Origin of the sequence: Phenylobacterium sp. (assembly GCF_036563385.1) — a bacterium.
GTDB lineage: Bacteria > Pseudomonadota > Alphaproteobacteria > Caulobacterales > Caulobacteraceae > Phenylobacterium.
Genome location: NZ_DATCML010000012.1, coordinates 454,287 through 476,756 on the forward strand (window position 1 = coordinate 454,287; position 22,470 = coordinate 476,756).

Annotated in this window: 26 protein-coding genes and 1 tRNA gene; 14 read left to right on the forward strand and 13 right to left on the reverse strand. The window is 70.1% G+C overall.

Translation table 11 applies throughout. The annotated features are described in order from the left end of the window. The first annotated feature begins 46 nt into the window (after positions 1 to 46). The gene (locus VIL67_RS13395; protein WP_332049399.1) at positions 47 to 235 is read left to right on the forward strand and encodes a hypothetical protein; all 189 of its coding nucleotides are present in this window, start codon (positions 47 to 49) and stop codon (positions 233 to 235) included. A 115-nt stretch (positions 236 to 350) separates the two neighbouring features. Continuing rightward, positions 351 to 638, forward strand: a complete 288-nt coding sequence (locus tag VIL67_RS13400; RefSeq protein WP_332049400.1) for a hypothetical protein — start codon at positions 351 to 353, stop codon at positions 636 to 638. Positions 639 to 687: 49 nt separating this feature from the next. Here VIL67_RS13400 and VIL67_RS13405 read toward each other — a convergent pair whose 3' ends face one another. Further along, complete coding sequence (locus VIL67_RS13405; protein WP_332049401.1) at positions 688 to 1,590, reverse strand: type I secretion C-terminal target domain-containing protein; 903 nt, start codon at positions 1,588 to 1,590, stop codon at positions 688 to 690. Between the two features lie 176 nt (positions 1,591 to 1,766). On the opposite strand from VIL67_RS13405, the gene VIL67_RS13410 reads away from it, so the two are divergent. From VIL67_RS13410 to VIL67_RS13420, 3 genes are read left to right on the forward strand one after another with little or no spacing between them, the layout of a single operon-like run. Next, positions 1,767 to 2,234 carry a hypothetical protein gene (locus tag VIL67_RS13410; RefSeq protein ID WP_332049402.1) on the forward strand — a complete coding sequence of 156 codons (468 nt, stop codon included), beginning with the start codon at positions 1,767 to 1,769 and terminating at the stop codon, positions 2,232 to 2,234. Then, positions 2,231 to 3,028: a CAP domain-containing protein gene (locus VIL67_RS13415; RefSeq protein ID WP_332049403.1), complete on the forward strand. Its 798-nt coding sequence runs from the start codon at positions 2,231 to 2,233 to the stop codon at positions 3,026 to 3,028. The genes VIL67_RS13410 and VIL67_RS13415 overlap by 4 nt, the downstream gene beginning before the upstream one ends. 36 nt (positions 3,029 to 3,064) lie before the next feature. Next, positions 3,065 to 4,729, forward strand: a complete 1,665-nt coding sequence (locus tag VIL67_RS13420) for an amidohydrolase (RefSeq protein WP_332049404.1) — start codon at positions 3,065 to 3,067, stop codon at positions 4,727 to 4,729. Here VIL67_RS13420 and VIL67_RS13425 read toward each other — a convergent pair. Both VIL67_RS13425 and VIL67_RS13430 read right to left on the reverse strand, forming a co-directional pair. Further along, the gene (locus tag VIL67_RS13425; RefSeq protein WP_332049405.1) at positions 4,726 to 5,376 is read right to left on the reverse strand and encodes a hypothetical protein; all 651 of its coding nucleotides are present in this window, start codon (positions 5,374 to 5,376) and stop codon (positions 4,726 to 4,728) included. The genes VIL67_RS13420 and VIL67_RS13425 overlap by 4 nt on opposite strands. Further along, positions 5,376 to 6,092, reverse strand: coding sequence for a HupE/UreJ family protein (locus tag VIL67_RS13430; RefSeq protein ID WP_332049406.1), 717 nt, complete (start codon positions 6,090 to 6,092; stop codon positions 5,376 to 5,378). The genes VIL67_RS13425 and VIL67_RS13430 overlap by 1 nt, the downstream gene beginning before the upstream one ends. Positions 6,093 to 6,404: 312 nt before the next feature. On the opposite strand from VIL67_RS13430, the gene VIL67_RS13435 reads away from it, so the two are divergent. The 6 genes from VIL67_RS13435 (at position 6,405) to VIL67_RS13460 (ending at position 11,806) form a co-directional block, all read left to right on the forward strand. Next, entirely contained in the window at positions 6,405 to 6,950 is a 546-nt protein-coding gene (locus VIL67_RS13435; protein WP_332049407.1) for a DUF4402 domain-containing protein, read from the forward strand. Between the two features lie 110 nt (positions 6,951 to 7,060). Then, the gene (locus tag VIL67_RS13440; RefSeq protein WP_332049408.1) at positions 7,061 to 7,339 is read left to right on the forward strand and encodes a hypothetical protein; all 279 of its coding nucleotides are present in this window, start codon (positions 7,061 to 7,063) and stop codon (positions 7,337 to 7,339) included. 57 nt (positions 7,340 to 7,396) lie between these two features. After that, a complete protein-coding gene (locus VIL67_RS13445) occupies positions 7,397 to 7,894 on the forward strand; it encodes a pyridoxamine 5'-phosphate oxidase family protein (protein WP_332049409.1) in 498 nt (165 codons plus the stop codon). Positions 7,895 to 8,191: 297 nt separating this feature from the next. Beyond that, the gene (locus tag VIL67_RS13450; protein WP_332049410.1) at positions 8,192 to 8,884 is read left to right on the forward strand and encodes a Crp/Fnr family transcriptional regulator; all 693 of its coding nucleotides are present in this window, start codon (positions 8,192 to 8,194) and stop codon (positions 8,882 to 8,884) included. Between the two features lie 126 nt (positions 8,885 to 9,010). Further along, positions 9,011 to 11,143: a M13 family metallopeptidase gene (locus VIL67_RS13455; protein WP_332049411.1), complete on the forward strand. Its 2,133-nt coding sequence runs from the start codon at positions 9,011 to 9,013 to the stop codon at positions 11,141 to 11,143. A 210-nt stretch (positions 11,144 to 11,353) separates the two neighbouring features. Further along, positions 11,354 to 11,806 carry a hypothetical protein gene (locus VIL67_RS13460; protein WP_332049412.1) on the forward strand — a complete coding sequence of 151 codons (453 nt, stop codon included), beginning with the start codon at positions 11,354 to 11,356 and terminating at the stop codon, positions 11,804 to 11,806. On the opposite strand, the gene VIL67_RS13465 is transcribed toward VIL67_RS13460, so the two are convergent. The 3 genes from VIL67_RS13465 to VIL67_RS13475 form a co-directional block, all read right to left on the reverse strand. Further along, positions 11,766 to 12,233, reverse strand: a complete 468-nt coding sequence (locus VIL67_RS13465; protein ID WP_332049413.1) for an NUDIX hydrolase — start codon at positions 12,231 to 12,233, stop codon at positions 11,766 to 11,768. The two genes, VIL67_RS13460 and VIL67_RS13465, sit on opposite strands and share 41 nt — an antisense overlap. Before the next feature lie 4 nt (positions 12,234 to 12,237). Beyond that, a complete protein-coding gene (locus VIL67_RS13470; RefSeq protein WP_332049414.1) occupies positions 12,238 to 12,717 on the reverse strand; it encodes a Rid family hydrolase in 480 nt (159 codons plus the stop codon). A 61-nt stretch (positions 12,718 to 12,778) separates the two neighbouring features. Next, positions 12,779 to 14,230 (reverse strand): Gfo/Idh/MocA family protein, encoded by a 1,452-nt coding sequence (locus VIL67_RS13475; protein WP_332049415.1) that lies wholly within the window; start codon positions 14,228 to 14,230, stop codon positions 12,779 to 12,781. 297 nt (positions 14,231 to 14,527) lie between these two features. Between VIL67_RS13475 and VIL67_RS13480 the strand changes: the two genes are divergently transcribed. The 3 genes from VIL67_RS13480 to VIL67_RS13490 all read left to right on the forward strand — a co-directional run bounded on the left by VIL67_RS13480 (position 14,528) and on the right by VIL67_RS13490 (position 16,969). Next, positions 14,528 to 15,697, forward strand: coding sequence for a calcium-binding protein (locus VIL67_RS13480; RefSeq protein ID WP_332049416.1), 1,170 nt, complete (start codon positions 14,528 to 14,530; stop codon positions 15,695 to 15,697). A 61-nt stretch (positions 15,698 to 15,758) separates the two neighbouring features. After that, positions 15,759 to 16,247: a DUF421 domain-containing protein gene (locus VIL67_RS13485; protein WP_332049417.1), complete on the forward strand. Its 489-nt coding sequence runs from the start codon at positions 15,759 to 15,761 to the stop codon at positions 16,245 to 16,247. Between the two features lie 23 nt (positions 16,248 to 16,270). Continuing rightward, positions 16,271 to 16,969: a glycosyltransferase family protein gene (locus VIL67_RS13490; protein WP_332049418.1), complete on the forward strand. Its 699-nt coding sequence runs from the start codon at positions 16,271 to 16,273 to the stop codon at positions 16,967 to 16,969. Between the two features lie 184 nt (positions 16,970 to 17,153). Here the strand turns inward: VIL67_RS13490 and pseI are convergent, their stop codons facing one another. From pseI to VIL67_RS13525, 7 genes are all read right to left on the reverse strand, one after another. Continuing rightward, positions 17,154 to 18,203, reverse strand: a complete 1,050-nt coding sequence (gene pseI, locus VIL67_RS13495; protein ID WP_332049419.1) for a pseudaminic acid synthase — start codon at positions 18,201 to 18,203, stop codon at positions 17,154 to 17,156. Beyond that, on the reverse strand, positions 18,200 to 18,883 hold the full coding sequence (locus tag VIL67_RS13500) for an HAD family hydrolase (RefSeq protein WP_332049420.1): 684 nt from the start codon (positions 18,881 to 18,883) through the stop codon (positions 18,200 to 18,202). Before VIL67_RS13500 ends, pseI begins: the two co-directional genes overlap by 4 nt. Beyond that, complete coding sequence (locus VIL67_RS13505; RefSeq protein WP_332049421.1) at positions 18,880 to 19,833, reverse strand: ATP-grasp domain-containing protein; 954 nt, start codon at positions 19,831 to 19,833, stop codon at positions 18,880 to 18,882. Before VIL67_RS13505 ends, VIL67_RS13500 begins: the two co-directional genes overlap by 4 nt. Before the next feature lie 4 nt (positions 19,834 to 19,837). Continuing rightward, a complete protein-coding gene (locus tag VIL67_RS13510; RefSeq protein ID WP_332049422.1) occupies positions 19,838 to 20,725 on the reverse strand; it encodes a class I SAM-dependent methyltransferase in 888 nt (295 codons plus the stop codon). Between the two features lie 356 nt (positions 20,726 to 21,081). Further along, entirely contained in the window at positions 21,082 to 21,468 is a 387-nt protein-coding gene (locus VIL67_RS13515; protein ID WP_332049423.1) for a response regulator, read from the reverse strand. 504 nt (positions 21,469 to 21,972) lie between these two features. Then, a complete protein-coding gene (locus VIL67_RS13520) occupies positions 21,973 to 22,128 on the reverse strand; it encodes a hypothetical protein (protein ID WP_332049424.1) in 156 nt (51 codons plus the stop codon). 45 nt (positions 22,129 to 22,173) lie between these two features. Further along, positions 22,174 to 22,248, reverse strand: a tRNA-Gly gene (locus VIL67_RS13525). Positions 22,249 to 22,470: the final 222 nt, after the last annotated feature.

Here is a 22,470-nt window from a genome sequence, read left to right on the forward strand (position 1 = left end):
CGTTCAGGCGTGACGACTCTCAGGGCTTGTGCGACGGATGCGGGCCATGAGCGAGCGCACCCTCAACGACATGGACGTCTACCAGCACCTGACCCGGGTCGCCGGGGAGCTCGAGTCCCTGGCCGCCATCTCCCAGACGCTCATCGGGGAGACCGCTCTCAAGACGGCGGCCCAGACCGTCCGCGGCATGGCCAACGCCGTCTACGAACACAGCCTGGCGGACGGCGCCCACTGAGGCGTGACCGCGGTCACGCGGGATTGCGGCGGAACCGTGGCACAAGCTCAACAATTGTGATTGTCGAGCTTCCGCTGTGGAGCTTGAATAGCGACCCCGCTGGAGGGCTATGCCTATGAGCAGCTTCGCGTCCCCGCTGCAGATCGCCACCGTGGCCGCCGCCGTGGCCTGGCCGTTTGCGGCCGGCCTGGGGGTGGTCCTCTGGTCGAAGGCGCGCGCCGCCGGCCACGCCCGCCGCCGCGCCGCGGTGGACAGCCAGCTGCAGGGGATGTTCCGCCAGGTCGAGGCCCGTGGCGTCCCGCCCCGGCTGGCCCTGGTGGTCGACGCGCTCGAGGAGCACGAAGCCCTGAAGGCCGCCGCCGACCGGGCGAAGAAGGCGAGCCGCACCGGCGCGACCCTCTAGGCCCAGCCGCCTCCCCCGCGCGAGGGCGGGAGAGGCGCAGCCATCCGGCTCAGAAGATCCAGTCGCCACCGGTCAGGCGCGTGGGCAGCACCCCGTCGAGCGTGACCACCACGGTGGACCACTGCACCCCGGTCCCGGCGCCGTCCGCGTCGAACAGCACGTTCGTGCCGCCCCGCCCATCCGCCTCCAGCTTCAGATAGCCGTCGGCCAGGGGGTTGGAGCCCGCGTAGCCGACGCTGTCCAGCAGGCCGGAGACGTCGAGGTTGTCGGTGCCCGGCCGGAAGTCGGTGATGCGGCCTGGCGCCCAGGGCGCGGTGCGGAAGACGAAATTATCCTCGCCGAGGCCGCCGGTCATCACATCGGGGCCTTGGCCAGCCACCAGGGTGTCGTCACCGAGGCCGCCGGTCAGCTTGTCGCCGTAGCTGTCCGAGACCAGCAGCTTGCCCCGGATAAAGGCGCCGCTGAGGTTGTTGACCACATTGCCCACGGCCGTGCCGAGGCCGCTGGAGCCGGAATCCAGCCAGTTGCCGACCGCCTCCACGAGGCCGGGCTTCCAGTTGGACAGGATGGCGTTCGAGGCGGTGAGCCCGCCCGCCGAGACGCCGTCCAGGGTGACGATGTGGTTCGGGCCGAAACCGCCCTTCCACCCGTCGGCGTCGTAGATCACCTTGGTCCCGCCGGCGCCGTTGGACTCGAAGCGGATGAAGCCGTCCCGCACAGGGTCGGCGCCCATGTAGTTGGAGCCCTTCAGGAAGACGGACAGGTCGAGCTTGTCCGTGCCGGCGCGGAAGTCGGTGATGCGGCCGGCGCTCCACGGCGTCGATTTGAAAACGAAGATGTCGGCGCCGCCGCCGCCGGTGAGGACATCAGGCCCCTGCCCTGCGATCAGGGTGTCCGCCGTAGCCCCGCCCACCAAGACGTCGCCGTATTTGCTGGAAGTCAGCACTGCCATTGTATCAGTCCCTCTCTAGGATCCTGTGCCCGGCGGCTCGAACCAGCACCACGGCAGCGCTGTTCCAGCTTGGCTGTAGGAAATTGCTGCGCTTGATCTCTGCGCCGGCTGGGCCGCCCCTTTGCGGCCCAGGTCTTCACGTTAAGGTGAGGCTGTCGTCCGCCTCCGGAGCGCCAATGCCCCGCCGCCTTCCGCTCGCCGTCGTGGTGCTCGCCGCCTGCGCCCTGCCCGCCGCCTCGCAGCCGGCCCAAGCGCCGCTGCTGTCGGTGAAGGAGGTGATGCGGCACGTCCTCAATCCCGCGGCGGAGCGGTTCTGGAAGGGCTCGGGCTCGGTGTCGACGGAGGCCGGCGTGGAGGAGCGGGCGCCGACGTCGGACGCCGCCTGGGCCGAGATGGCGGACGCCGCCGCGGTGGTCCAGGAAAGCGGCAACCTGCTGCTGATGGAGGGGCGCCGACCGCCGGAGGAGGCCTGGACGCGCTACGCCCGCCAGCTCGCCGAGGCCGGGGCGGCCGGGATGGCGGCGGCCCGGGCGAAGGACCCCGACAAGGTGTTCGAGACCGGCGGCGAGATCTACAACGCCTGCTTCGCGTGCCACGCGCGCTATATCCCGCGGCCGGCGAATTCGCTGTGGAAACAGCCGTGAGCCCCAGCCGGCGCGGCCTGCTGGCAGCGGGGCTCGCGCTCGTCGCCGCGCCGGCGCTCGCGTCGCCGCGCACCGCCTCGGCCTGGATCGCCTACGAAGGTCGGCTGCGCGCGCGCCTCGGCGACGCCGGCGGCGGTCGCTTCCACGCCGGGATCGCCCAGGGGCTGCACGACCTCACCAACCGCGCGCGCCGTCGCGCCGGCGCGCCGGCGGTGGCCTGGCACGAGGGACTGGCGCGCGCCGCCCGGGCCCACGCGGCGGACCTCGCCCAGCGCGTCTATGTGGAGCACCTGTCGCCCGAGGGCTTCGACCCCACCGACCGGCTGGGGCTGGTGGCGCGGCGGCTGCTCTGCACGGCGGCCGAGAACATCGCCTACCGGCGCGGCGACGCCCCCCATTCCGCCGTGGACCTGATGGAGCAGTGGCGCGGGAGCCCGCCGCACTGGGCCAACCTGCTGCGCGACCGCCACACCCACGTGGGCTACGGCGTCGTGCAGCGCGAGGAGAGGACCTATGCCGTCGGGCTGTACGGCGCGCCGGACGGGGAACTCGCCGCCGACCTGCCGTTCCGGCTGCGCGAGCCGCGCGAGGTGCTCGCCGCCTTCGAGGGCCTGGGCAAGCCGTTCATCGGGGTCTGGCTCGCCGACGAGCTGAACGACGGGGCCCGGGCGCCGCTGACCAACGGGACGCTGCTGAAGGCGGGCGTCTACCGGGTCCGTGTCGACCGGCGGGTGCGCGACGGCGTCTATACCTCGGCCTTTGGCCCGGTGATCGCCTGGGGCGGCGCGGGCTAGTTGCGCGCAAGCCCCCGCGGGTGCTCTAGCTTGCGGATGCGACTTCCGATCTCCGCCATCGCGGCCCTCGCCCTCTCCGCCACCGCCGCCTGGAGCGCGCCGGCCGACCTGGTGATCTGGGGCGGGCCCGTCTACACGGGCGAGGCCTCGCAGCCGAAGGCCGAGGCGGTGGCGGTCGCCGGCGGCCGGATCGCCTATGTGGGGCCGCGGGCCGGCGCCCAGGCGCAGGTCGGGCCGAACACCCGGGTGATCGACCTCAAGGGCGCGGCCCTGTTCCCCGGCTTCACGGACGCCCACGCCCACCTGCGGGGGATCGGCGAGCGGGAGCTGACGCTGAACCTCGAGGGCGCGCGCTCGGCGACCGAAGTGGCCGAGCGCCTGCGCCGCCACCTGGCCGCTCGCTCAGGCGCGGGGCCGATCTATGGCCGCGGCTGGATCGAGACCGGCTGGCCCGAGAAGCGCTTCCTCCAACGCCAGGACCTGGACGCCGTCGCGCCCGATCGCCCGGTGATCCTGGAGCGGGCCGACGGCCACGCCCTGACGGCGAACAGCGCGGCGCTGAGGGCGGCGGGCATCGACGCGCGCACCGTGGCGCCGGACGGCGGCCAAATCCTGAAGGACCCGCAGGGCCAGCCCACCGGCATGCTGGTGGACAACGCCATGGCCCTGGTGATGAAGCTGATCCCGCCGCCCAGCGAGGCGGAGAAGCTCGCCGCCTACCGCGCCGCCTTCAAGGTGGAGACCGCCTACGGCTGGACCGGCGTCCACAACATGAGCGTCGACTGGGCCGACGTGGCGCTGCTGGAGCGTCTCGCCGCAGCGGGCGAGGCGCCGCTGCGGGTCTACAACGCGGTCGACGCCGGCCAGGCAGGGCCGCTGTTCGAGAGCGGCCCGCGGGCCTCGCCCGACGGGCGGATCACCACCCGGGCGGTGAAGCTCTACATGGACGGGGCGCTGGGCTCGCGCGGCGCCCTGCTGTTCCGGCCCTACTCGGACGCGCCGCACGTCTCTGGGGCTTATGTGACGCGGCCGGACCAGGCCCGGCCGCTGCTGGCCAGGGCGCGGGACAGCGGCGTTCAGGTCGCCATGCACGCCATCGGCGACAAGGGCAACGCCACGGTGCTCGACCTCTTCGAGGAGGCGTTCCGCAACGTCGCGCCCAACGTGCGGCTGCGCGAGCCGCGCTGGCGGGTCGAGCACGCCCAGGTGCTGCGGCCGGCGGACATTCCGCGCTTCCGCGACGGCGCGGTGATCGCCTCCATGCAGCCCAGCCACGCCATCGGCGACCTGCACTTTGCGCCGGCCCGCCTGGGCAAGGCGCGGCTCAAGGGCGCCTACGCCTGGAAGAGCCTGTTGAAGACCGGCGCCGTGGTGGTCGGCGGCTCGGACGCGCCGGTGGAGCGGGGCGACCCGCTGATCGAGTTCTACGCGGCCGTGGCGCGCAAGGACCTGAAGGGCTTCTCCAACGCCGACTGGCACCCGGAGGAGACGCTATCGCGCCATGAGGCGCTGAAGCTGTTCACCTCGGGCGCGGCCTTCGCCCGCTTCGCGGAGGACGAGCTCGGGACGATCGCGGTCGGCAAGCGCGCGGACCTCTCGGCCTTCTCCGTGGACCTGATGACGGCGCCTGCCGCCGAGATCCCGAAGGGCCATGCGGTGCTCACCGTGGTGGACGGGGAGGTGGCGCACCACCGGCCCTAGAAGCCTGGGCGGGCCTCGCCGGCGGGGACATTGGCGACGACGCCGCCCTCGTTGCCCGGCTGGCCGGCGGGGATCAGCTCGTAGAAGCCGGCCAGTTTCAGGCGCACGACGATCGGCTTGAGCGCCCCGTTCTGGAAGAACCAGCCGTGGATGCCGTCAAAGGGGGCGGTGAGCGCGCCCCGCAGGGCCGGGGCGTTCGCCTGACGATAGGTGGCCACCGTCATCTCCTCGCCGCGAGCCGCCAGGGTGTGGCCGTGGAAGTCGACATAGAGGTCGTCGGGATGCGGCGCGCCGACCGCCTCCCACTGGTAGATCAGCGTGGCGCCCTTCTTCAGCCGGACCTTGTACTCGATCTGGAAGTCGGCCGGGCTTCCCGACACCGCCTTGAGCGGGATCTCGACCACGTCGGTGCGGAAGCCTGTGGGATACTCGTGGGCGAAGGGCGCCTCGCCCGACGCCTTCAGCGGGACCTCGCGAGGCGCCCACAGCCGGTCAAGGCCGGTGAGCTTGCCGAGCCCCGTCGGGTCGCGCCCGAACTCGGCCGGGATGACGGCGGCGAACAGCACGAACATCGCGACGGCCAGCGCGCCGGCCAGGGCGGCAAGCAGCTGCGCGCGGCTCAGACGGACGGGATGCGGGTCGTCCATCAGGCGGGCCCCTGGAAGGCGTAGCCGGCGAGCTGGGTCCCGGTCAGCAGGAGGCCGGCGGTCATCAGCAGCACGTTGGCGGCGACCGCGGCCGGACGGAAGGCCCGGGTGGCGCGCCAGGCGGCGATCAGCAGGACGAGCAGCGACAGCGAGAGGACCTGCCCGAGCTCAACGCCGAGATTGAAGGCGAGGATGTTCTCCACCAGGCCGTCGGCCGACAGGCGCAGATCCTGCAGCTTGGTGGCGAGGCCGAACCCGTGCGCCAGGCCGAAGCCGGCGACGACGAGCCGATTGTCCGGCTGGACCCCGAACAGCGCGGGAAACGCGCCCAGATTGTCCAGCGCCTTCCACACCACCGAGAGCCCGATGACGGCGTCCACCAGGAAGGGATCCACCTGGATGCGCGCGAGCACGCCGGTGAGCAGGGTGAGCGAGTGGCCAAGGCTGAACAGGGTGGCGTAAAGCGCCACGTCGCGCAGCCGGCGCAGGAAGAAGATCACGCCGGCCAGGAACAGCAGGTGGTCGTAGCCGGTGACCATGTGCTTGGCGCCCAGGTAGATGAAGGCGGCGATCTGCGGCCCCGGATGCGCCTGGATGAACGCCGCGTCCTTGTCGGCCACGCCGTGGGCCAGGGTGGGGCCCGCCAGCAAAGCGAGTGCAAGGCCCAGCACCACCGAGACGGACCCGCCCGGCCCGAGTCTGCACGTCAGCCGCACCTCGTCATCCCCCTTCGAGAAGCCTAGCCGGCTCCGCCAAGGACGTCATCATCGACCGCGCGCGGAGCGATTTGAGCCCTGGAGTTGAAGCTGTCCGGCGATGTTCAGGCTGTGGTTGCAGTTTCACCGAACGACGTGCGCCGTTTCCGCGCAAGCAACGGCGCCGCTGTTGCAACGGACAGGCCTGAAGGGTATTGGCTGGACCGATCAATGTTCTGTTTTGACACGCGTAACGTCAGAACGGACCGGGTATCCGTCCTGCGCCACGGCCCCGAAGCCATAGTTCCGAACCAAGGAAGCCGCGGGAAAACGATGCAGAGCCTTAAGACCCTGGCCATTGCCGCAGCCGGCGCCGTCGCCGTGCTCGCCCTGGCCCCGGCCGCCTGGGCGCAGGCCTCGGCGAACCAGAACACCACCTCCACGGCGACCATCTTCCAGCCCATCCAGCTGGCCAAGAATACCGATCTTTCCTTCGGCACGATCGTGCGCCCGATCTCCGGCTCCGGCACGGTGGCGGTAAGCGCGACCGATGGCCAACGCACCCCCACGGGCGGGGTCGCCCTGCTGAACACCGGCCCGAACGCCGCGGCCGGCCGCGCCACCTATACGGTGACGGGGGAAGGCGGGCAGTCCTTCAACATCAACATCCCGGCGAACTTCTCGATGACCCGCACCGGCGGTTCCGAGACCATCCTGGTGACGCTGGCGATGTCGGTGACCAACCCGCAGACGCTGTCGGGCACGCTCGGCACCACGGGCAACCTGACCTTCGGCGTCGGCGGCTCCATCCCGGTGGCCAACACCACCCAGTCGGGCGCCTACACGGGCACCTTCAACGTCGTGGTCGCCTACAACTAGGCGGCTCCTCTGCACCGCTGGACCTTTTTCGCCCCTCCGGCCCCGCCGGAGGGGTTTTTCGTGCACGGCGGTGCGGGTAGAGAGCGGCCTCTTTGTTGCGGGGAAACGGCGTGTCCGGCGGCTGGGTGATCGGAGTCATGGTGGAGCAAGGGGGCCAGCCGGCGCAGCGCCACTACTTCGCCGTCGGCCACGACGATCGGGCGAAGGCCGAGTGGACCGCCGTCGATTGGGCCCTTCGGGAAGGCCAGGTGGCCTCGAGCCCGGTGGGCGGCCAGGAGCCGGTGGAGGCGCTGCGGCGCCTGACGCCGCAACGCATGATCTCGCTGGGCCTGAAGGCCGGCGAGGTGCGTCCGCTGGGTTGGAGGCACCCTCGCCGCTGGCTGAGCTGAAGCCGGAACTGCCGGCCGCGGGTGGGGTTTCGGGGCGATCGGAACCGGAGACACGCCATGGCCTATCACGACCACGACCCCGCCGCCGTTGAGGCCCGGCTCTGGAAGGCGATCGAGGACGGCCGCACCGGCATGCTCGGTCTGATGCGCGACGACCAGCACTTCCAACCGATGACGGCCTTCGTCGAGCGCGACAGCGGCCAGATCTGGTTCTTCACCTACAAGGATACCGACCTCGCCCAGGCCGTGGCGGCGCAGGGCGGGCACGCCATGTTCGTGTTCCAAGGAAAGGACCTGCAGGCCTGCATCGGCGGCCACCTTAGCGTCCGGCCGGACCGCGAACGCATGGAGCGCTACTGGAACCCCGTCGTGGCCGCCTGGTATCCCGAAGGCAAGGACGACGAGCGGCTGACGCTGCTCTGCCTGGACTGCACCGACGCCCAGGTCTGGGTCACGGAGGCCGGTCTGGTGAAATTCGCGTACGAGATCGCGAAGGCCAACGCGTCGAAAACGCGACCGGATCTCGGCGAGCGCGCGAATCTGAGCTTCCATTGAGACCAAGTCGCGGCGGCGAATAGAGCATCGCTGCCGCAGCGCCATCAAAAGATAGCCCGCGAAGTGATTCGCGCGGCGTAGCTGCTTCGAGATAAAACTAAGTCGGCCAGTCGACGTTCTGGTTGCAGTGGAAAATCACCAGATATCCACAGCACCTGTCTAGTTTGGGCGAGTTTTTGCCCATCGCCCGCTAACAGTGTCGAGTTCTCGACAGTCTAAGGTCTTCAGCATCGATAACTTGAAACCGAAGCCGTACGGCGACGTTTCGTCCCCCCGATGCAAAGGCCCGTCACCGCGTTGAGAAACCGACTTCTGGCGTCGCTCTCTCCCGAGGATTACGGGCTCCTCTCGGCCAACCTCGTGCAGGTGGAGCTGGAGCGCGGACGGCTGCTGTACGACCCAGGCGACACGATCGAGACCATCTATTTCCCGCTCGACGGCGTGATCTCCTTGATGACGCTGATGGAGAACGGCGCAGCCATCGAGAGCGCCACCATCGGCCGCGAGGGCGCGCTGGGCCTGATGGCCGCGGTGTCGCCGCGCCAGTCCCTGTCGCGGGCGATCGTGCAGACCCCGGTCCGCGCCGTGAGGGTGAGCGCCTCGTTGCTCCACGAGGCCTGGGAAAAAAGCCCGGCCATCCGGCAACTGGTGGATCGCCACACCGAGGCGCTGTTCGGGCATGCGATCCAGTCGGTCGCCTGCAACGCGCTGCACTCGGTCGAGGCTCGGTTCTGCCGCTGGCTGCTGACCTGCCACGATCGGATCTCCAGCGACACTGTCGCCCTGACCCAGGAGTTCCTGGCCGACATGCTGGGCGTTCAGCGGACAACGGTGACCGCGGTCGCCCGGGGATTGCAGGACAAGGGGGCCATCCGCTACCGCCGCGGGGTGGTGGACATCATCGACCGCGCCGCCCTCGAGCAGCTGGCCTGCGAATGCTACGGCGCGATCAACCGGACTTACGCGCGCCTCCTGCCGCCGGAGCGGTAGGGCCTTCGGAGGCGGGTCGCGGCGGCGGGAACTAAGTCCTTGCCCCAGGCCCAAAATTCCACCTTTCTTCCGCGCCAGGGCAGGCCCGTCCCTGCCCGCCCGCAAACCCGTGCACTCGAGACGCCGATGACCTCCGTTACGCGAAAGATCCTGCTCTGCGCCGCCGCCCTGGCGGCGCTTTCGACCAGCCCGGCCCTCGCGGCGGCGGGCCACGACCACGCCTGCGCCGACGCGCTGTGCGCAAACGAGCTGCTGTTCGACGCGGCCGACGCCGCCGACACCGGCGGGACCACGGCGTCGCTCGCCACGCCGAAGTACGGGACCTGGGGCTTCGACCTCTCCGGCATGGATCGATCCGTGAAGCCGGGGGACGACTTCTTCAAGTTCGCCAACGGCGCCTGGGACCGCGCCACCCAAATTCCCGCCGACCGGGTGCGCTGGGGCAACTTCAACAAGCTGCGGGAGCTGTCCGACAACCGGATGCGCGCCATCCTCGAGGAAGCCAAGACCGGCAAGCTGCAGGACCGCGACGCAGCCAAGATCGCCGCCGGCTACGCCGCCTTCATGGACGAGGCCCTGGCCGAGAAGCTGGACGCCAAACCGATCCAGCCCGAACTCGAGCAGGTGCGGGCGGTGGCGACCAAGGACCAGTTCACCGCCCTGATGGGCAAGGCGGCGACCACCGGCTTCACGAGCATCCTGCCGGTGTTCATCTCGATCGATGCGAAGGCGCCTACCCGCTACACCGTCATGGCCGCGACGGGGGGCCTGGGCCTGCCCGACCGCGACTATTACCTGCAGGCGGGCTTCGCAGAGAAGAAGGCCAAGTACCAGGCCTATGTCGCGCAGCTGCTGACCCTGGCCGGCTGGGACAAGCCGGCCGAGAACGCCAAGGCCATCGTCGACTTCGAGACCCGGCTGGCCGAGGCCAGCTGGAGCCGGATCGAGCGGCGCGACCGCGACAAGACCTACAACCCCGCGAGCCTGGCGGAGCTCTCGGCCATGACGCCGGGCTTCGACTGGAACCGCTATCTCGCGGCCACCGAGCTGCCGAAGATCGACCGGGTGGTGGTGACCACCAACACCGCCTTCCCGAAGTTCGCCAAGGTGTACCAGGAGACCCCCCTGGAGACGCTGAAGGCCTGGCAGGCCTTCCACGTGATCGACGGGGCGGCGCCCTATCTGTCCAAGCGCTTCGTGGACGCCCACTTCCAGTTCCGAGCCAAGGAGCTGCAGGGCCAGCCTGAGCTGCAGGCGCGCTGGAAGCGCGCGGCGGCGTTCATGGACAACGCCGTCGGGGAGTCCATCGGCCGGGTCTATGTGGCGCGCTACTTCACGCCCGAGGCCAAGGCGAAGATGGACGACCTCGTGAAGAACATCCGCACGGCGATGCATGATCGCATCCAGAAGCTGGAGTGGATGGGCCCCGAGACCAAGGCGCGCGCGCTGGACAAGCTCGCCAAGTTCACCGTGAAGATCGGCTACCCCGAGACCTGGCGCGACTACGGACCGCTCGAGCTGAAGCCGAACGACCTCTACGGCAATGTCCTGCGGTCGAACGCCTACGAGTGGCGCCGCGACGTCGCCCGGCTGAACGAGCCGGTCGACAAGAAGGAGTGGGGCATGACCCCGCAGACGGTGAACGCCTACTACAATTTCGCCAACAACGAGATCGTCTTCCCGGCCGCCATCCTGCAGCCGCCCTTCTTCGACCCTGATGCGGATCCGGCGGTGAACTACGGCGGCATCGGCGGCGTGATCGGCCACGAGATCAGCCACGGCTTCGACGACCAGGGCCGCAAGTCCGACGGCGACGGCGTGCTGCGCGACTGGTGGACCGCCGAGGACAACGCCAAGTTCAAGGCGCAGGCGGACAAGCTGGGCGCCCAGTATTCGGCGTTCGAGCCGCTGCCCGGGGCCAAGGTCCAGGGCGGCCTCACGATGGGCGAGAACATCGGGGACCTGGGCGGCCTGTCGCTCGGCCTGGACGCGTACCACGCCTCGCTGAAGGGCAAGCCCGCCCCGATGGTGGACGGCCTGACGGGCGACCAGCGGGTGTTCCTCGGCTGGGCCCAAGTGTGGCGCGAGAAGATCCGGGACGAGGCGCTGCGCCAGCAGGTGGTCACCGACCCGCACTCGCCGGCCTACTACCGCGTGAACGGCACGATCCGGAACATCCCCGGCTGGTACACGGCCTGGGACATCAAGCCGGGCGACAAGCTCTACGTCGCCCCCGCCGACCGTGTCCGCATCTGGTGAATGAACAACGTTCTCCGGCTCGCCTGCGGCGAGCCGGAGAAACGTGGTGAATGAAACCCTAAGAGGCGCCCTGACCCGGCAGTGCAATCGGAGTGGTACGGCGCAGCGTCGCTGCGCGGTCGCGCGCACTCGCGGGAAACCTTGGCCTTAGTCAGGAATTCTGCGAGACGGAGGGGCAAATCGCGTCGCCTCCCGGCAGTCGGCAGGACCATGCGGCTTACAGCGCTGATCACATTCGCCCTCCTCGCGGGCTGCGCCACGACCACCACCACCGTGGACGCCCCGAGCGCCCTCACCGGGCGCGAGCTGGACACGGCGCTCAACCTCTATGGTCGCTGGGACGAGAAGATCCTGCTGGGCGGCCGTCCGCACTATGTGTGGCGCCGCGGCGTGACCCTGAACGGCCAAACCTACTTCTGCGAACTGCGCAGCCAGCTCGGCTACCGCAACACCATCGCCTCCGCCGTCGTGGAGGGCTATCCCGCCGCCTGCTCGCTGTTCTCCGTCCAGTACAGGACGGGGTACGACGGCAAGGCCAAGCCGGACGAGCCGCGCACCAAGATCGTCGCAGCGCAGGCGCGCAACTACCGCCCCGTCGGCGCACCGTCCGAGACGGCCAGCGTCAGCGAGGCAGCGCGAGACGCGTCAGCGCGTCCTCAATGATGGGCTGCTGCCCGCGGTGGATCCTGACCCGGGCGTCGGCGGGCGTGAAGTAGGCGGCGGCGTCCACCTCCGGAAAGCTTGCCCGGCGGCCGGAGCGCGGCGGCCACTCCATCTCGAACATATTGCTGCGCAGGTCGGCGAGGTCGAGGTCGGCCTCGAGCAGGAAGGCGTGGACCCATTTGCCGCCAGGCAGGCGGCGGGGCGTGAGCGGTTCAGCCGGCCCCTGCAACGGCTGGCCGACCTCCTCGGCGAACTCACGAAGGGCGGCGGCGAACAGATCCTCGCCCGGCTCCACGAGTCCCTTGGGGATCGACCAGGCCGCTTCGTCCTTGCCACGCCAGTAGGGGCCGCCGGGATGGACCAGGAGCAGTTCGGACCCGTCCGGGCCGCGCCGCCAGACCAGCACGCCGGCGCTTACCTCGGGCATGGGATCACCGGCTCCGCGCCGCCTGCACCTCGATCTCGGCCAGCATTCCGGGCGCCACGAGCCCCGCCACCTGGGAGGTGATGCGCGCCGGCCGCGTCTTCAGGGGCGCGTAGACGGCGTTGTAGGCGGCCATCATGCCCTCGAAATCCATCCGGCCGCCCTTGGCCGGGTCGCCGACCAGCAGCACGCGCATCATCACCACGTCCTCCCAATCGTAGCCCTGGGCGCGCAGGATCTCCGCGATCTGGTCCAGGATGGAGGCCACCTGGGTCCGCGTATCGCCGAAGGTCTGCCGGTCGCGCGGCGCCTCAGGATTGTGCGGCCTTGGCGTGATGCCGCTGACGTAGAGCATCTCCGATCCGGCCGGCACCTTCACGGCGCGCGAGATCGGGGCGTTGGCTGGATTGACGTGCAGGTTCTCAGCGGCCGTGGCGCCCGCGCCGGCCAAGCCGATCGCGAGGGCGAGAAGGGCGGTCGTCTTCATGCAGGTCTCCGTGGAAGGACCGCACCGTCCAGCGCCGCGCGGCCGGGATCAACCCCCCGCCTCATGCCCGTGAGCGGCGGGGCGGCATGGGAACGGGGTCGTTGCGCGTCGGCATGGCGGGATAGGCCGGGCGCTCGAGGCCGGTGACCAGGTCGGCGATCCGGACCGGACCGCCGGTCTGGAAGGCCTGGTTGGCGGCCGCGCCGATCAGGACGGACCAGGCGCCGCTGCGGTGATCGGAGGCCCGCAGGTAGCGATCTGGCTCCGGATTGGCGGCGAAGATGTCGGCAAGCATGAGGTCGTCGCCGCCGCCATGGCCGCCCTCGCCCTTCCAAGGCTCGATGGCTCGAGCCGCCCCGCGCAGCGGCATGACGCGGGTGCTGACGCCGCCCGGCTCGATGCCGCCCTGGACCATGTCGCCGCCGGCTACATAGACCTGCTCGACGATCTGGTGCTCCAGCCGACCCTTGGTCCCGTTGAAGGCGATGGTGTAGCCTTCCCACGCATTGCAGGCGTTCAGCGAGTAGCTGAGCGTGGCGCCCGTGTCGTACTTCACGATGACGTTCATGGTGTCCTCGATGTCGATCTCGGGCCGCCAGACGCACTGGTCGCGGAAGTAGCCGTCGTACCGCTCGTTCTCGAGGTAGAGCGCCTTCAGGCTCGGGTCGGCGGCGAGATCCAGGTAGAAGCCGCACTTCGCCTTCTCTGGGCAGGTCAGGCAACGCTCGTGGGCGCCGGCGAGGCCCATGCGCCTCGCCGTGGCCGGGGTGTAGAACTCCTTCTTGCCGTAGGCGAGGACGGTCTCGGGGACCGCCGAGAGCCACCAGTTCACCAGGTCGAAGTGGTGGGTGGCCTTGTGCACCATCAGCCCGCCGGAGCTCGCCTTGTGGGAATGCCAGCGGCGGAAGTAGTCGGCGCCATGGTTCGTGTTCAGCAGCCAGTTGAAGTCCACGGAGAGGATGTCGCCGATCTCGCCGCTCATCAGCAGGTCCTTCACCTGGGTGCGGGGCGGCGTGTAGCGGTAGTTGAAGGTCACCCGCACGTTTCGGCCTGAGGTGCGGCAGGCGTCCAGGATCCGCTGGGCCTTGGCCGGGGTGGTGGTCATCGGCTTTTCGGTGATCACGTCGCACCCGGCCGCCAGGGCGCGGACGAGGTAGTCGTCATGGCTCGCGTCGACCGTCGTGACGATGACGTAGTCCGGCCGGGTCTCGCGAATCATCCGCTCGAAGTCGGTGTGCGCGTAGGGCCTGGGGGGTGCGGCGCCGGCCTTCTTGGCGCGCGCCTGGCAGTAAGCGAGGCGGCCGGGGTTGAGGTCCGCGATGGCGACAAGCTCGGACGTCCCCTTGTAGCGCCCCCAGATGGCGTCCTGGTACATCCGGCTGCGATGGCCGACACCCACGATGGCGTATCGCTTACGTCGATCGGCAGCCCTGGCCCCCTCGCCGGCCGCCAGAGAAACCGCGGCCGCGCCCACGCCCGCCACAATCGCCCGGCGGTCCACGCCCTTGCCCATGAGATCCTCCCTTTTCGAGGGATCGTAGCCGCTGGATAGCAAATTGCTACCGGTGTCATAGCAGCCCAGCGCAGGCTTGGCCGTGGGGTAAACAAGCTTCACACGGTCAACCCGTCGCAGAATTGTGGCGGCGCTCGCCACATTGCGGCCCGCCCCAGCCGCAAGTTTCGCGCCTGCAACGAGCCGGGGGGCCACTCCGAGACAACCTGCCAACTGGCGCGCCGTACGGGCGGCGCGCCTCCAGCGCCGGGCCGCGATCGGGAGCGGTCCGGCGCACTTCCGATAAGGGGATGACGGATGAGCACGGGAAGCTACACGGACCTGCTGCGCGCGCTGGGCCAGAACGAGTCAGGCAACAACTATGCCTTTGTGAGCAGCGTCGGGTACCTGGGCCGCTTCCAGTTCGGGGAAGAGGCGCTGAAGGCCATCGGGTTCTACGAGGGCAACGACGGCACAGGGGCCATCGACTTCATCGGCAAATGGACTGGCAAGGCGGCGTCGTTCGGCGTCTTCGACAAGGCGAGTTTCCTGGCCAGTCCGGCCGCGCAGGACGCCGCCCAGCAGGCCTGGTTCGAGAACATCCACGCCGACCTGAAGCAACTCGACCTGCTGAAGTACGTGGGCCAGTGGGTCGACGGCGGCCAGGTGACCATGTCGGGCCTGATCGCCGGGGCGCACCTGGTCGGGGTCTGGAACCTGAAGGACTACCTGGCCACCGGCGGCGCCATGAACATGCGCGACCCGTACGGCACGCCGGTGTCGGAATACGTCAAGAAGTTCGCCGGCTATGACACTCCCTGGGCCGGGGGCTCCTCCTCCACGTCCACCGCTGAGGTGCAGGCGCCAGCGGCGACCGGAAACGACTGGTTCAACGGCCAGGCGTGGGCCGACACCCACCACGGCGGCGCCGGCGACGACACCCTGGTCGGCAACGACGGGGGCGACTACCTGCGCGGCGACGACGGGCGCGACAGCCTCTCGGGCGGCGCGGACTTCGACGACCTCAACGGCAACGCCGGCGACGACACGCTGTCGGGCGGCTGGGGCGACGACTGGGTGGTCGGCGGGCGCGACAACGACCTGCTGTCCGGCGACGACGGGGCCGACATCGTGCTGGGCAACCTGGGCGCCGACACGGTGGCCGGGGGCGCGGGCGCGGACGTGGTGCGCGGCGGCCAGGGCGACGACTTCGTGCAGGGCGGGGACGGGAACGACTGGCTGGCGGGCGACCGCGGGGCCGACGTCCTGATCGGCGGCGGCGGGGCGGACACCTTCCACATCTTCGGCGAGGCCGAGGCCGACCGGGTGCTGGACTTCAACTACCGGGACGGCGACCGGGTGGACGCGCAGGGGAACTACTGGGTCCAGCAGGTCGGCGCCGACACCGTCCTCACCGTGGACGGCGGGGCGCAGCTGACGCTGGTGAACGTCCAGCTGTCGTCCCTGGGCTCCGACTGGATCTTCTAGTCGCGAACGGCGGCGGGGCCCTCGGGCGTTAGGCGGTGGCAAGCCCATCGCGGAGACGACCATGGACCTCGCCGACCTTCACCTGCTCCTGGGCCGCCAGGGCGACATCAGCTGGTGGCAGATGTCGATCCGGGCGGTGGTGATCTTCCTCTACGGCCTGGCGCTGCTGCGGATCGCCAGCAAGCGAGTGTTCGGCAAGTGGAGCGCCATCGACATCGTGCTGTCGGTGATCATCGGCTCCAACCTCAGCCGGGCGCTGACCGGCAGCTCGCCCTTCCTCGAGACCCTGGTGGCCACGGCCGTGCTGGTCGGGGTGCACGGGGCGCTCGTCTGGGCCGCGGCGCGGGCGCACTGGCTCGGCCCGCTGCTGAAGGGCAGCCCCTGCCAGATCGGCCGCGATGGCCGCTTCGATCCCGCCGAGCTGCGCCGCCACGGGATCGGCCCCCACGACGTCGAGGAGGCGCTGCGCGAAGCGGGGATGACCGGGCCGGAGAAGGTCCAGGAGGCCTGGATCGAGCGCAACGGCGACATCAGCATCATCAAGCGCTAGACCTTGGCCATCGGGAGGCTTCGATGGCGACGGCGATCCTGCAGGCGCGGATGAGCTCCCAGCGCCTGCCCGGCAAGGTGATGAAGCCGCTGGCCGGCAAGCCGATGGTGGAGCGCCAGATCGAGCGGCTGCGGCGCTGCGAGACCCTCGACCGGCTGGTGGTCGCGACCAGCACCGAGCCCTCGGACGATCCGCTGGCCGGGCGCCTGGAGCGCGTCGGGGTCGAGGTGTTCCGGGGCGCGCTGGACGACGTGCTCGGTCGCTTCGTGGGCTGCCTGGACGCGCTGGGCGTCGACGGCGACGTGGTGCGGCTGACGGCCGACTGCCCCCTGGCCGACCCGGGCGTCATCGACGCCGGCGTGCGGCGGCGGGCGGAGCTGGGCGTCGACTACCTGTCCAACGGGCGGGTGAGGACCTATCCCCGCGGCCTCGACATGGAGGTGTTCACCGCCGAGGCCCTGCGCGCGGCGGGGCGGGAGGCGACCAGCGCCTATGATCGGGAACACGTGACGCCCTACCTCTATGCGGCAGGCTCGCGGTTCAGCCAGGGGGCGCTGACCCAGGACCGCGACGAGAGCGAGCTGCGCTGGACGGTGGACACGCCGGACGACTACGCCTTCGTGGCGAAGGTGTACGACGCGCTCTATCCGGCCAATCCGGCCTTCACCAGCGACGACATCCGGGCGCTGCCGTTCCAGAGGTACGAGCGCGAGGCTCTGTAGGGGGGATCGCCTCCTCTCCCGGGCCGCAGGCATGGGAGAGGGTAGGGTGAGGGCCGGCTGGAGTTCCTCCGCCGCTTCGGGTGCGGGCCCGAGGGCCCTCGGGCTCTCATCCGGCGAGATCCCGCTGCACGAGCCGGCCCTCACCCTGCCCTCTCCCGCAAGCGGGAGAGGAGGTGGGAGCCCCCTACTCCACCATGGTCCAATCGAGGGGCGCTCCGCGCTTGAGGTCGCGGGCGGCGCGGCGGCCGAGGACCTCCGGGAGGTGCTTGGGCGGCAGGCCGAAGCCCGGGCGGATGGAGCGGACATTCTCCGGGGTCAGCGGCTGGCCGGCAGCCACGTCGGCGGTGACGTAGAGCGAGCGGCGGTGGTCGCGGCTGGAGGCCTCGCAGGCGGCCTCGTCGTAGCGCACCGTGCCCAGCGCCTCCCAGGCGGTGCGGGTGTCCTCCACCAGGCGGGCGAGCTCGGCCGGCTCGAGGGAGAAGTCGCTATCCACCCCGCCCTCGGCGCGGCTGAGGGTGAAGTGCTTTTCGATGAAGCAGGCGCCCAGAGCCACGGCGGCGATCGAGACGGCGACGCCCAGGGTGTGGTCCGAGAGGCCCACCACCACCTCATGCTCGGCGGCGATGTGCTGGAGGGTCTTAAGGTGCATCTGGGCGGCGGGCGTCGGGTAGCCGCTGGTGCAGTGGAGCAGGATGATCTCGTCGCAGCCGGCGCCGCGGGCGGCGGCCACCGCCTCGGTGATCTCCTGCGGCGAGGCCAGGCCCGTGGACATGACCAGCGGCTTGCCGGTGCGGGCGCAGAGCTCGATCAGCGGCAGGTCGATCAGCTCGAAGCTGGCGATCTTGAAGGCCGGCGCCCCCAGGCCATCGAGGAAGGCCACCGCGGTGGGATCGAAGGGCGAGGAGAAGATGTCGATGCCGACTGACCGGGCATGGTCGAACAGCCGCTCGTGCCAGTCCCACGGGGTGTGGGCCTCCTGGTAGAGCTCATAGAGCCGGCGACCATCCCAGAGGCCGCCGTGGACGCGGAACTCCGGCCCGTCGTGGTCGATGGTGATGGTGTCGGCGGTGTAGGTCTGCAGCTTCACCGCATGGGCGCCGGCGGCCTTGGCGGCGTCGATCAGGGCGAGCGCCCGGCCGATGTCGCCGTTGTGGTTGCCCGACAGCTCGGCGACCACATAGGGCGGCTGGTCGGGGCCGATGGCCCGGCCGGCGATGGTGACGCTCTTGCTCATCTGGAGATCCCCTCGAGCCGGGCGAGCGCGTCCGGCACGTCGGTGAAGGTCGCCGCGTCAGCATCGGCCTTGAAGCGCGGCGGGTCGACTGCGGCGAAGCGCCCGGTGCGCACCCGGATGGAGCGGGCGCCGATCGCGCGGGCGGCGGCCATGTCGTGCAGCGGGTTGTCGCCGACCACGACGGCGTCGGCAGGCTCCGCGCCCAGGCGCTTCAGCGCCTCGCGGTAGCCGCGTGGATCGGGCTTGGGGGCGTCGTGCTCCCAGCAGAACAGCACGGTGTCGACGAGGTCGGCGAGGCCGAGGGCCTGCGCCTTGCGGGCCTGCATCAGGTGCAGGCCGTCGGTGACGATGGCGAGCTTCCAGTCCCGACGCAGTTCCGCGAGCGTCTCGGCCACGCCGGGCCAGAGTGCGATCTCTGGCGTGTGGTCGCGGTAGACGCCCACCAGGTGCTGGACGAGCTCGGGCGTCGCTTCGATGCGCAGCTGCAGCAGGGCGCCGTCGAACAGCTTCCCCCGCCCCTGAACGTCGAGCCCCTCGACCAGGTGGGCGAAGACCGCGTCGGGTTCAGCGTGCGGATAGAGCTCGTGGATCGCCGCAGCCACGGCCCGGAAGCCGGAGAGGACGTAGGACCGCTCGTCGTAGAGGGTGTCGTCCATGTCGAGGAGCAGGGCCCGGGTCATGGGGCGAGCGCCGCCAGGTCGGCGCGGGTGACCAGGCGGTCCTCCGCGTAGCGCAGCAGGGTCAGGCCCGCCTGGATGGGGCGCGGGGCGTAGGCCGCGCCCTCCCCCGCCAGCATCTGCAGGATCCGTTCGGGCGAGGCGAGGCCGGCGCGGATCGACAGGTTCGAGGCGCCGCCGAAGCGGGGGTTCACCTCGATGAACTGCGGGGCCAGGCCACGCTCGCAAAAGGCCTGCACCACATTGTGGCCGACCAGGCCGAGAGCACGGCAGAGGCTGAGCGCCGGTTCCGTGAAGCCAGGGGCGTCCACCACCCGGGACTTCACGGCCTCGCCGGCGCGCACCTGCAGCCGCTCCCGGGCCACGGCCTGAACCGGCGAGCCGTTCAGGTCCATGAGGACGTCGATGCTGTACTCGGGGGCGTAGACCGGCTCCTGGACGAGCAGCCCGGGGTCGGCGGGCAGATCCTGCGCCCCATGGACCAGGCGGGCGCCCGCCCCGCCCGCCCCCTCGGCCGGGCGTACGAAGACCGGGAAGGCCTCGGGCGTCTCGCCCGGCGCATAGGTGTGCGGGGTGGCGAAGCCGTGGGCCTGGCAGAAGGCCACGAAGCGACGCTTGTCGCGGCAGGTGGCCAGGGCCTCCGGCTCGGCGACGAGCAGGACGATCCCCTCTGCGGCGAACCGCGCCTTGAGCCCGGCGAGCGCCGCCAGCTCGCCGTCGCGCGTGGGGACCACGAGGCGGATGTCATGGGCGCGGCAGGCGGCCAGCAGGGCGTCGGGGAAGGCGGGGTCATCGCTCCGGGGCAGCAGCAGGGCGCCGTCGGCCTCGAACAGGGCGGCGTTTTCGCGCGACAGGTCGGCGGCGAAGACGCGGCCGCCGCGGGGCTGCGCGGCCTCCCGGAAGGCGCGGACCAGGAGGACCTTGGCCGCGGCGCTGAGGATCAGGACGTTCACGCCCCTAGCGGCGGGCGGGCCGGGCGTAGGCCGTCTGGTTGCGGCCGATCCCAGCCTGGGCGCAGCCGCGGCGGTAGGCGACGACGGCCTCCAGCCCCCGGGACTTCCACAGCCCCATCTCGAAGGCCACCCGGGTGAAGTGGCAGGCGCGGCCGCGCGACTTCTCCTGCAGGTAGTTGGTGGCCGGGTTGAGCAGGAAGACGTCGATGGGGAATTCGCCCAGGTGCTCGGTCACCTCCCAGCCGTGGGCGGCCAGGGCCTTGGGCAGGGTGTCGGTGTTGAAGTAGTTGAGGTGGTCGGGCGGCGCGAGCCAGAACTCGGGCTTGCCCTGGCCGCGGGCGACGATCTCGTCGTGCAGCCAGGAGCCGTCGTTGGGCACGGCGATGCGCAGCAGGCCCTCGGGACTGACGATGGCGCGCAGCCGGTCGAGCAGGCCCATGGGGTCGATGACGTGCTCGAGCACGTTGTTGCAGATGATCAGGTCGTAGGTCTCGCCGTCGGCGATCGCCTGGTCGAGCAGCTGGAAGGCGTCGCCGGTGGTCAGCGCCCCGGCCAGGTGCGGGTGGAACTCGCGCACGCCGTCGTCGGTGAAGTCGAGCCCCGTGGCCCGCCAGCCGCGCTTCAGGAAGTACTCCAGCGTGAAGCCCTCGCCGACGCCCACCTCCAGCAGGCGGCCGGGCGCGCGGCCCCAAACGTGCTCGGCCTCGGCCGGCTGCAGCCATTTGTGCTCCAGCTCCTCGGGCGTGTAGCCGTAGGCGTAGGGCGTGCGGCCGTCGCGGCTGCCGTAGTACTTGTCGCGGTAATAGGCCGCGAGTTCGTCCGGCGTCGGCCGGGGCTCAAGCTCCAGGTGCCCCTCGGGCCTCTCCACCAGCCGCATCGCCGAGATGTCCATGGGCCAAGGGTGTCGGGTGATTGTGGTTAATGGGCGGTAAGCCTTGGAGGGCGGAGCCCCGCCGCCCCCGATCCGGCAAGGCGGGCCAGGAGGAAAACCACGCCGGCCACCTGACAGAAATTTGCGAGGCTTAACGAAAGAGCGGGACAGTTCCGTCGGCTAGCCGCCACAGTAGAGGGATGACGACGCCGCCCGCCTACTGCCTCAGCAAAGCCGACGAATGCGAGTTCCGGGCCGCTGAAGAGCCCGATGAAGAGCGTGCTGAAGCGTGGCTTCAGATGGCCGTGGGTTGGCGGGCCGCAGCGTTCGTTCCGGCCAACGAAGAATAGCTCGAGCCATCTGCGAGCAGAGCAAGGCTAGCGGTTCCCGGCCCGCAGGTTGGCCAGCGCCACGACGATCTCCGCGCCGGCGAAGGGTTTGTGCACGAGCACGCTGTTCGGAACACCGCACGCGCTCCACTCGTGGCCGCTGTCCCCCGTGACGTAGATCACCGGCAGCGTCGGGTTGAGCTCGCGCGCCCGATGAGCCACGTCCCAGCCGCTCGGCCCGGGGCCAAGGTTCACGTCGGTGACCAAGCCGCCGAGTTCCGCAGCCCTGCGCTCCAGGAGCGCCATCGCCTCGGCCCCATCATCGGCCCCGGCGACCGCGAAGCCGCTGTCGGTAAGCACGTCCTGGATGAGATGTTGGACCAGAAACTCGTCGTCGACGACGAGCACGAGCACTGGATGTTCGGATTGAGACAAGTTGAAGCTCCGCGCGGAGGGAGCACATGACTCTCAGCCGTTGCATACCGGGGAACGAGCGACGGTGAACGCTAAGTACACCCTCCGAGGAGAAACCGTCCTACAGAAAGTAAGCAATTCCACGTCGAAGCTGTACAATGTACATCACGCCACCCCGAATGATTGTTCATGGCTGTTGCGCGAAAAGCGGAGACTTTTTTCCGCGCTCAGACGTTGCACAATCACCATGTACCATCTCGATGTCTTTGATGCGGGCGGCGTCAGGCCTACGGAAACACTCCGCCAACGTGCATCCGAAACCACCTCCGCGCTCAACTTGCTTTGGGCTCGCCATCCGGACTGCGAACGCATCGAGGTCTCGCACGACAATATCCCGCTGTTTGCGGTGGATCGACGCCGGACGACGCCCACCTGAGCGGGGCAAGCCCGCTCGCCTCGCCCGGTGGACCGCTCAGATCGTCGATACGTCGCAGGCGAGGGACCGATGGCCCGCGCCAACGCAGGCTAGGACTCCCGGTCCTCATCCATGATTTCGAGGCTGTCGCGGTAGCTTCTGACCTGCGCGCGCACCCGCTCGATCTGCCCCCGCAAATCCTTCACCGCCGCCTCCGCCATCTTCTCGGCCTGGCTCTGATCTTTCGCGCGGGGATCTTCGGTCATGGCGCTGACCTCAGCCTGATCCGGCTGACCTGTCCAGGGCGGCGTTGGAGCGGGTGAGGGGAATCGAACCCCTGACATTCAGCTTGGGAAGCTGACGTTCTACCTCTGAACTACACCCGCGTTTCAACCACTTAGCTGGTTGGCGCCGAAGCGTTTTACACCGCGCTTTACAGCGGCCGCTCGGGCGGGTTCTCAACTACCCTCGCGGGGGCCGCCCGACAAGGGGCTCGCCGCCGCGAGAACCGCCCCGCGCGCTGCTGGTCCGGCCAAAGCATGCGCCAAGCGACGGCAGGGACGCGATCGGGCGCAGAGATCGGAGTTCTTTATACCAGGGCGTGGCCT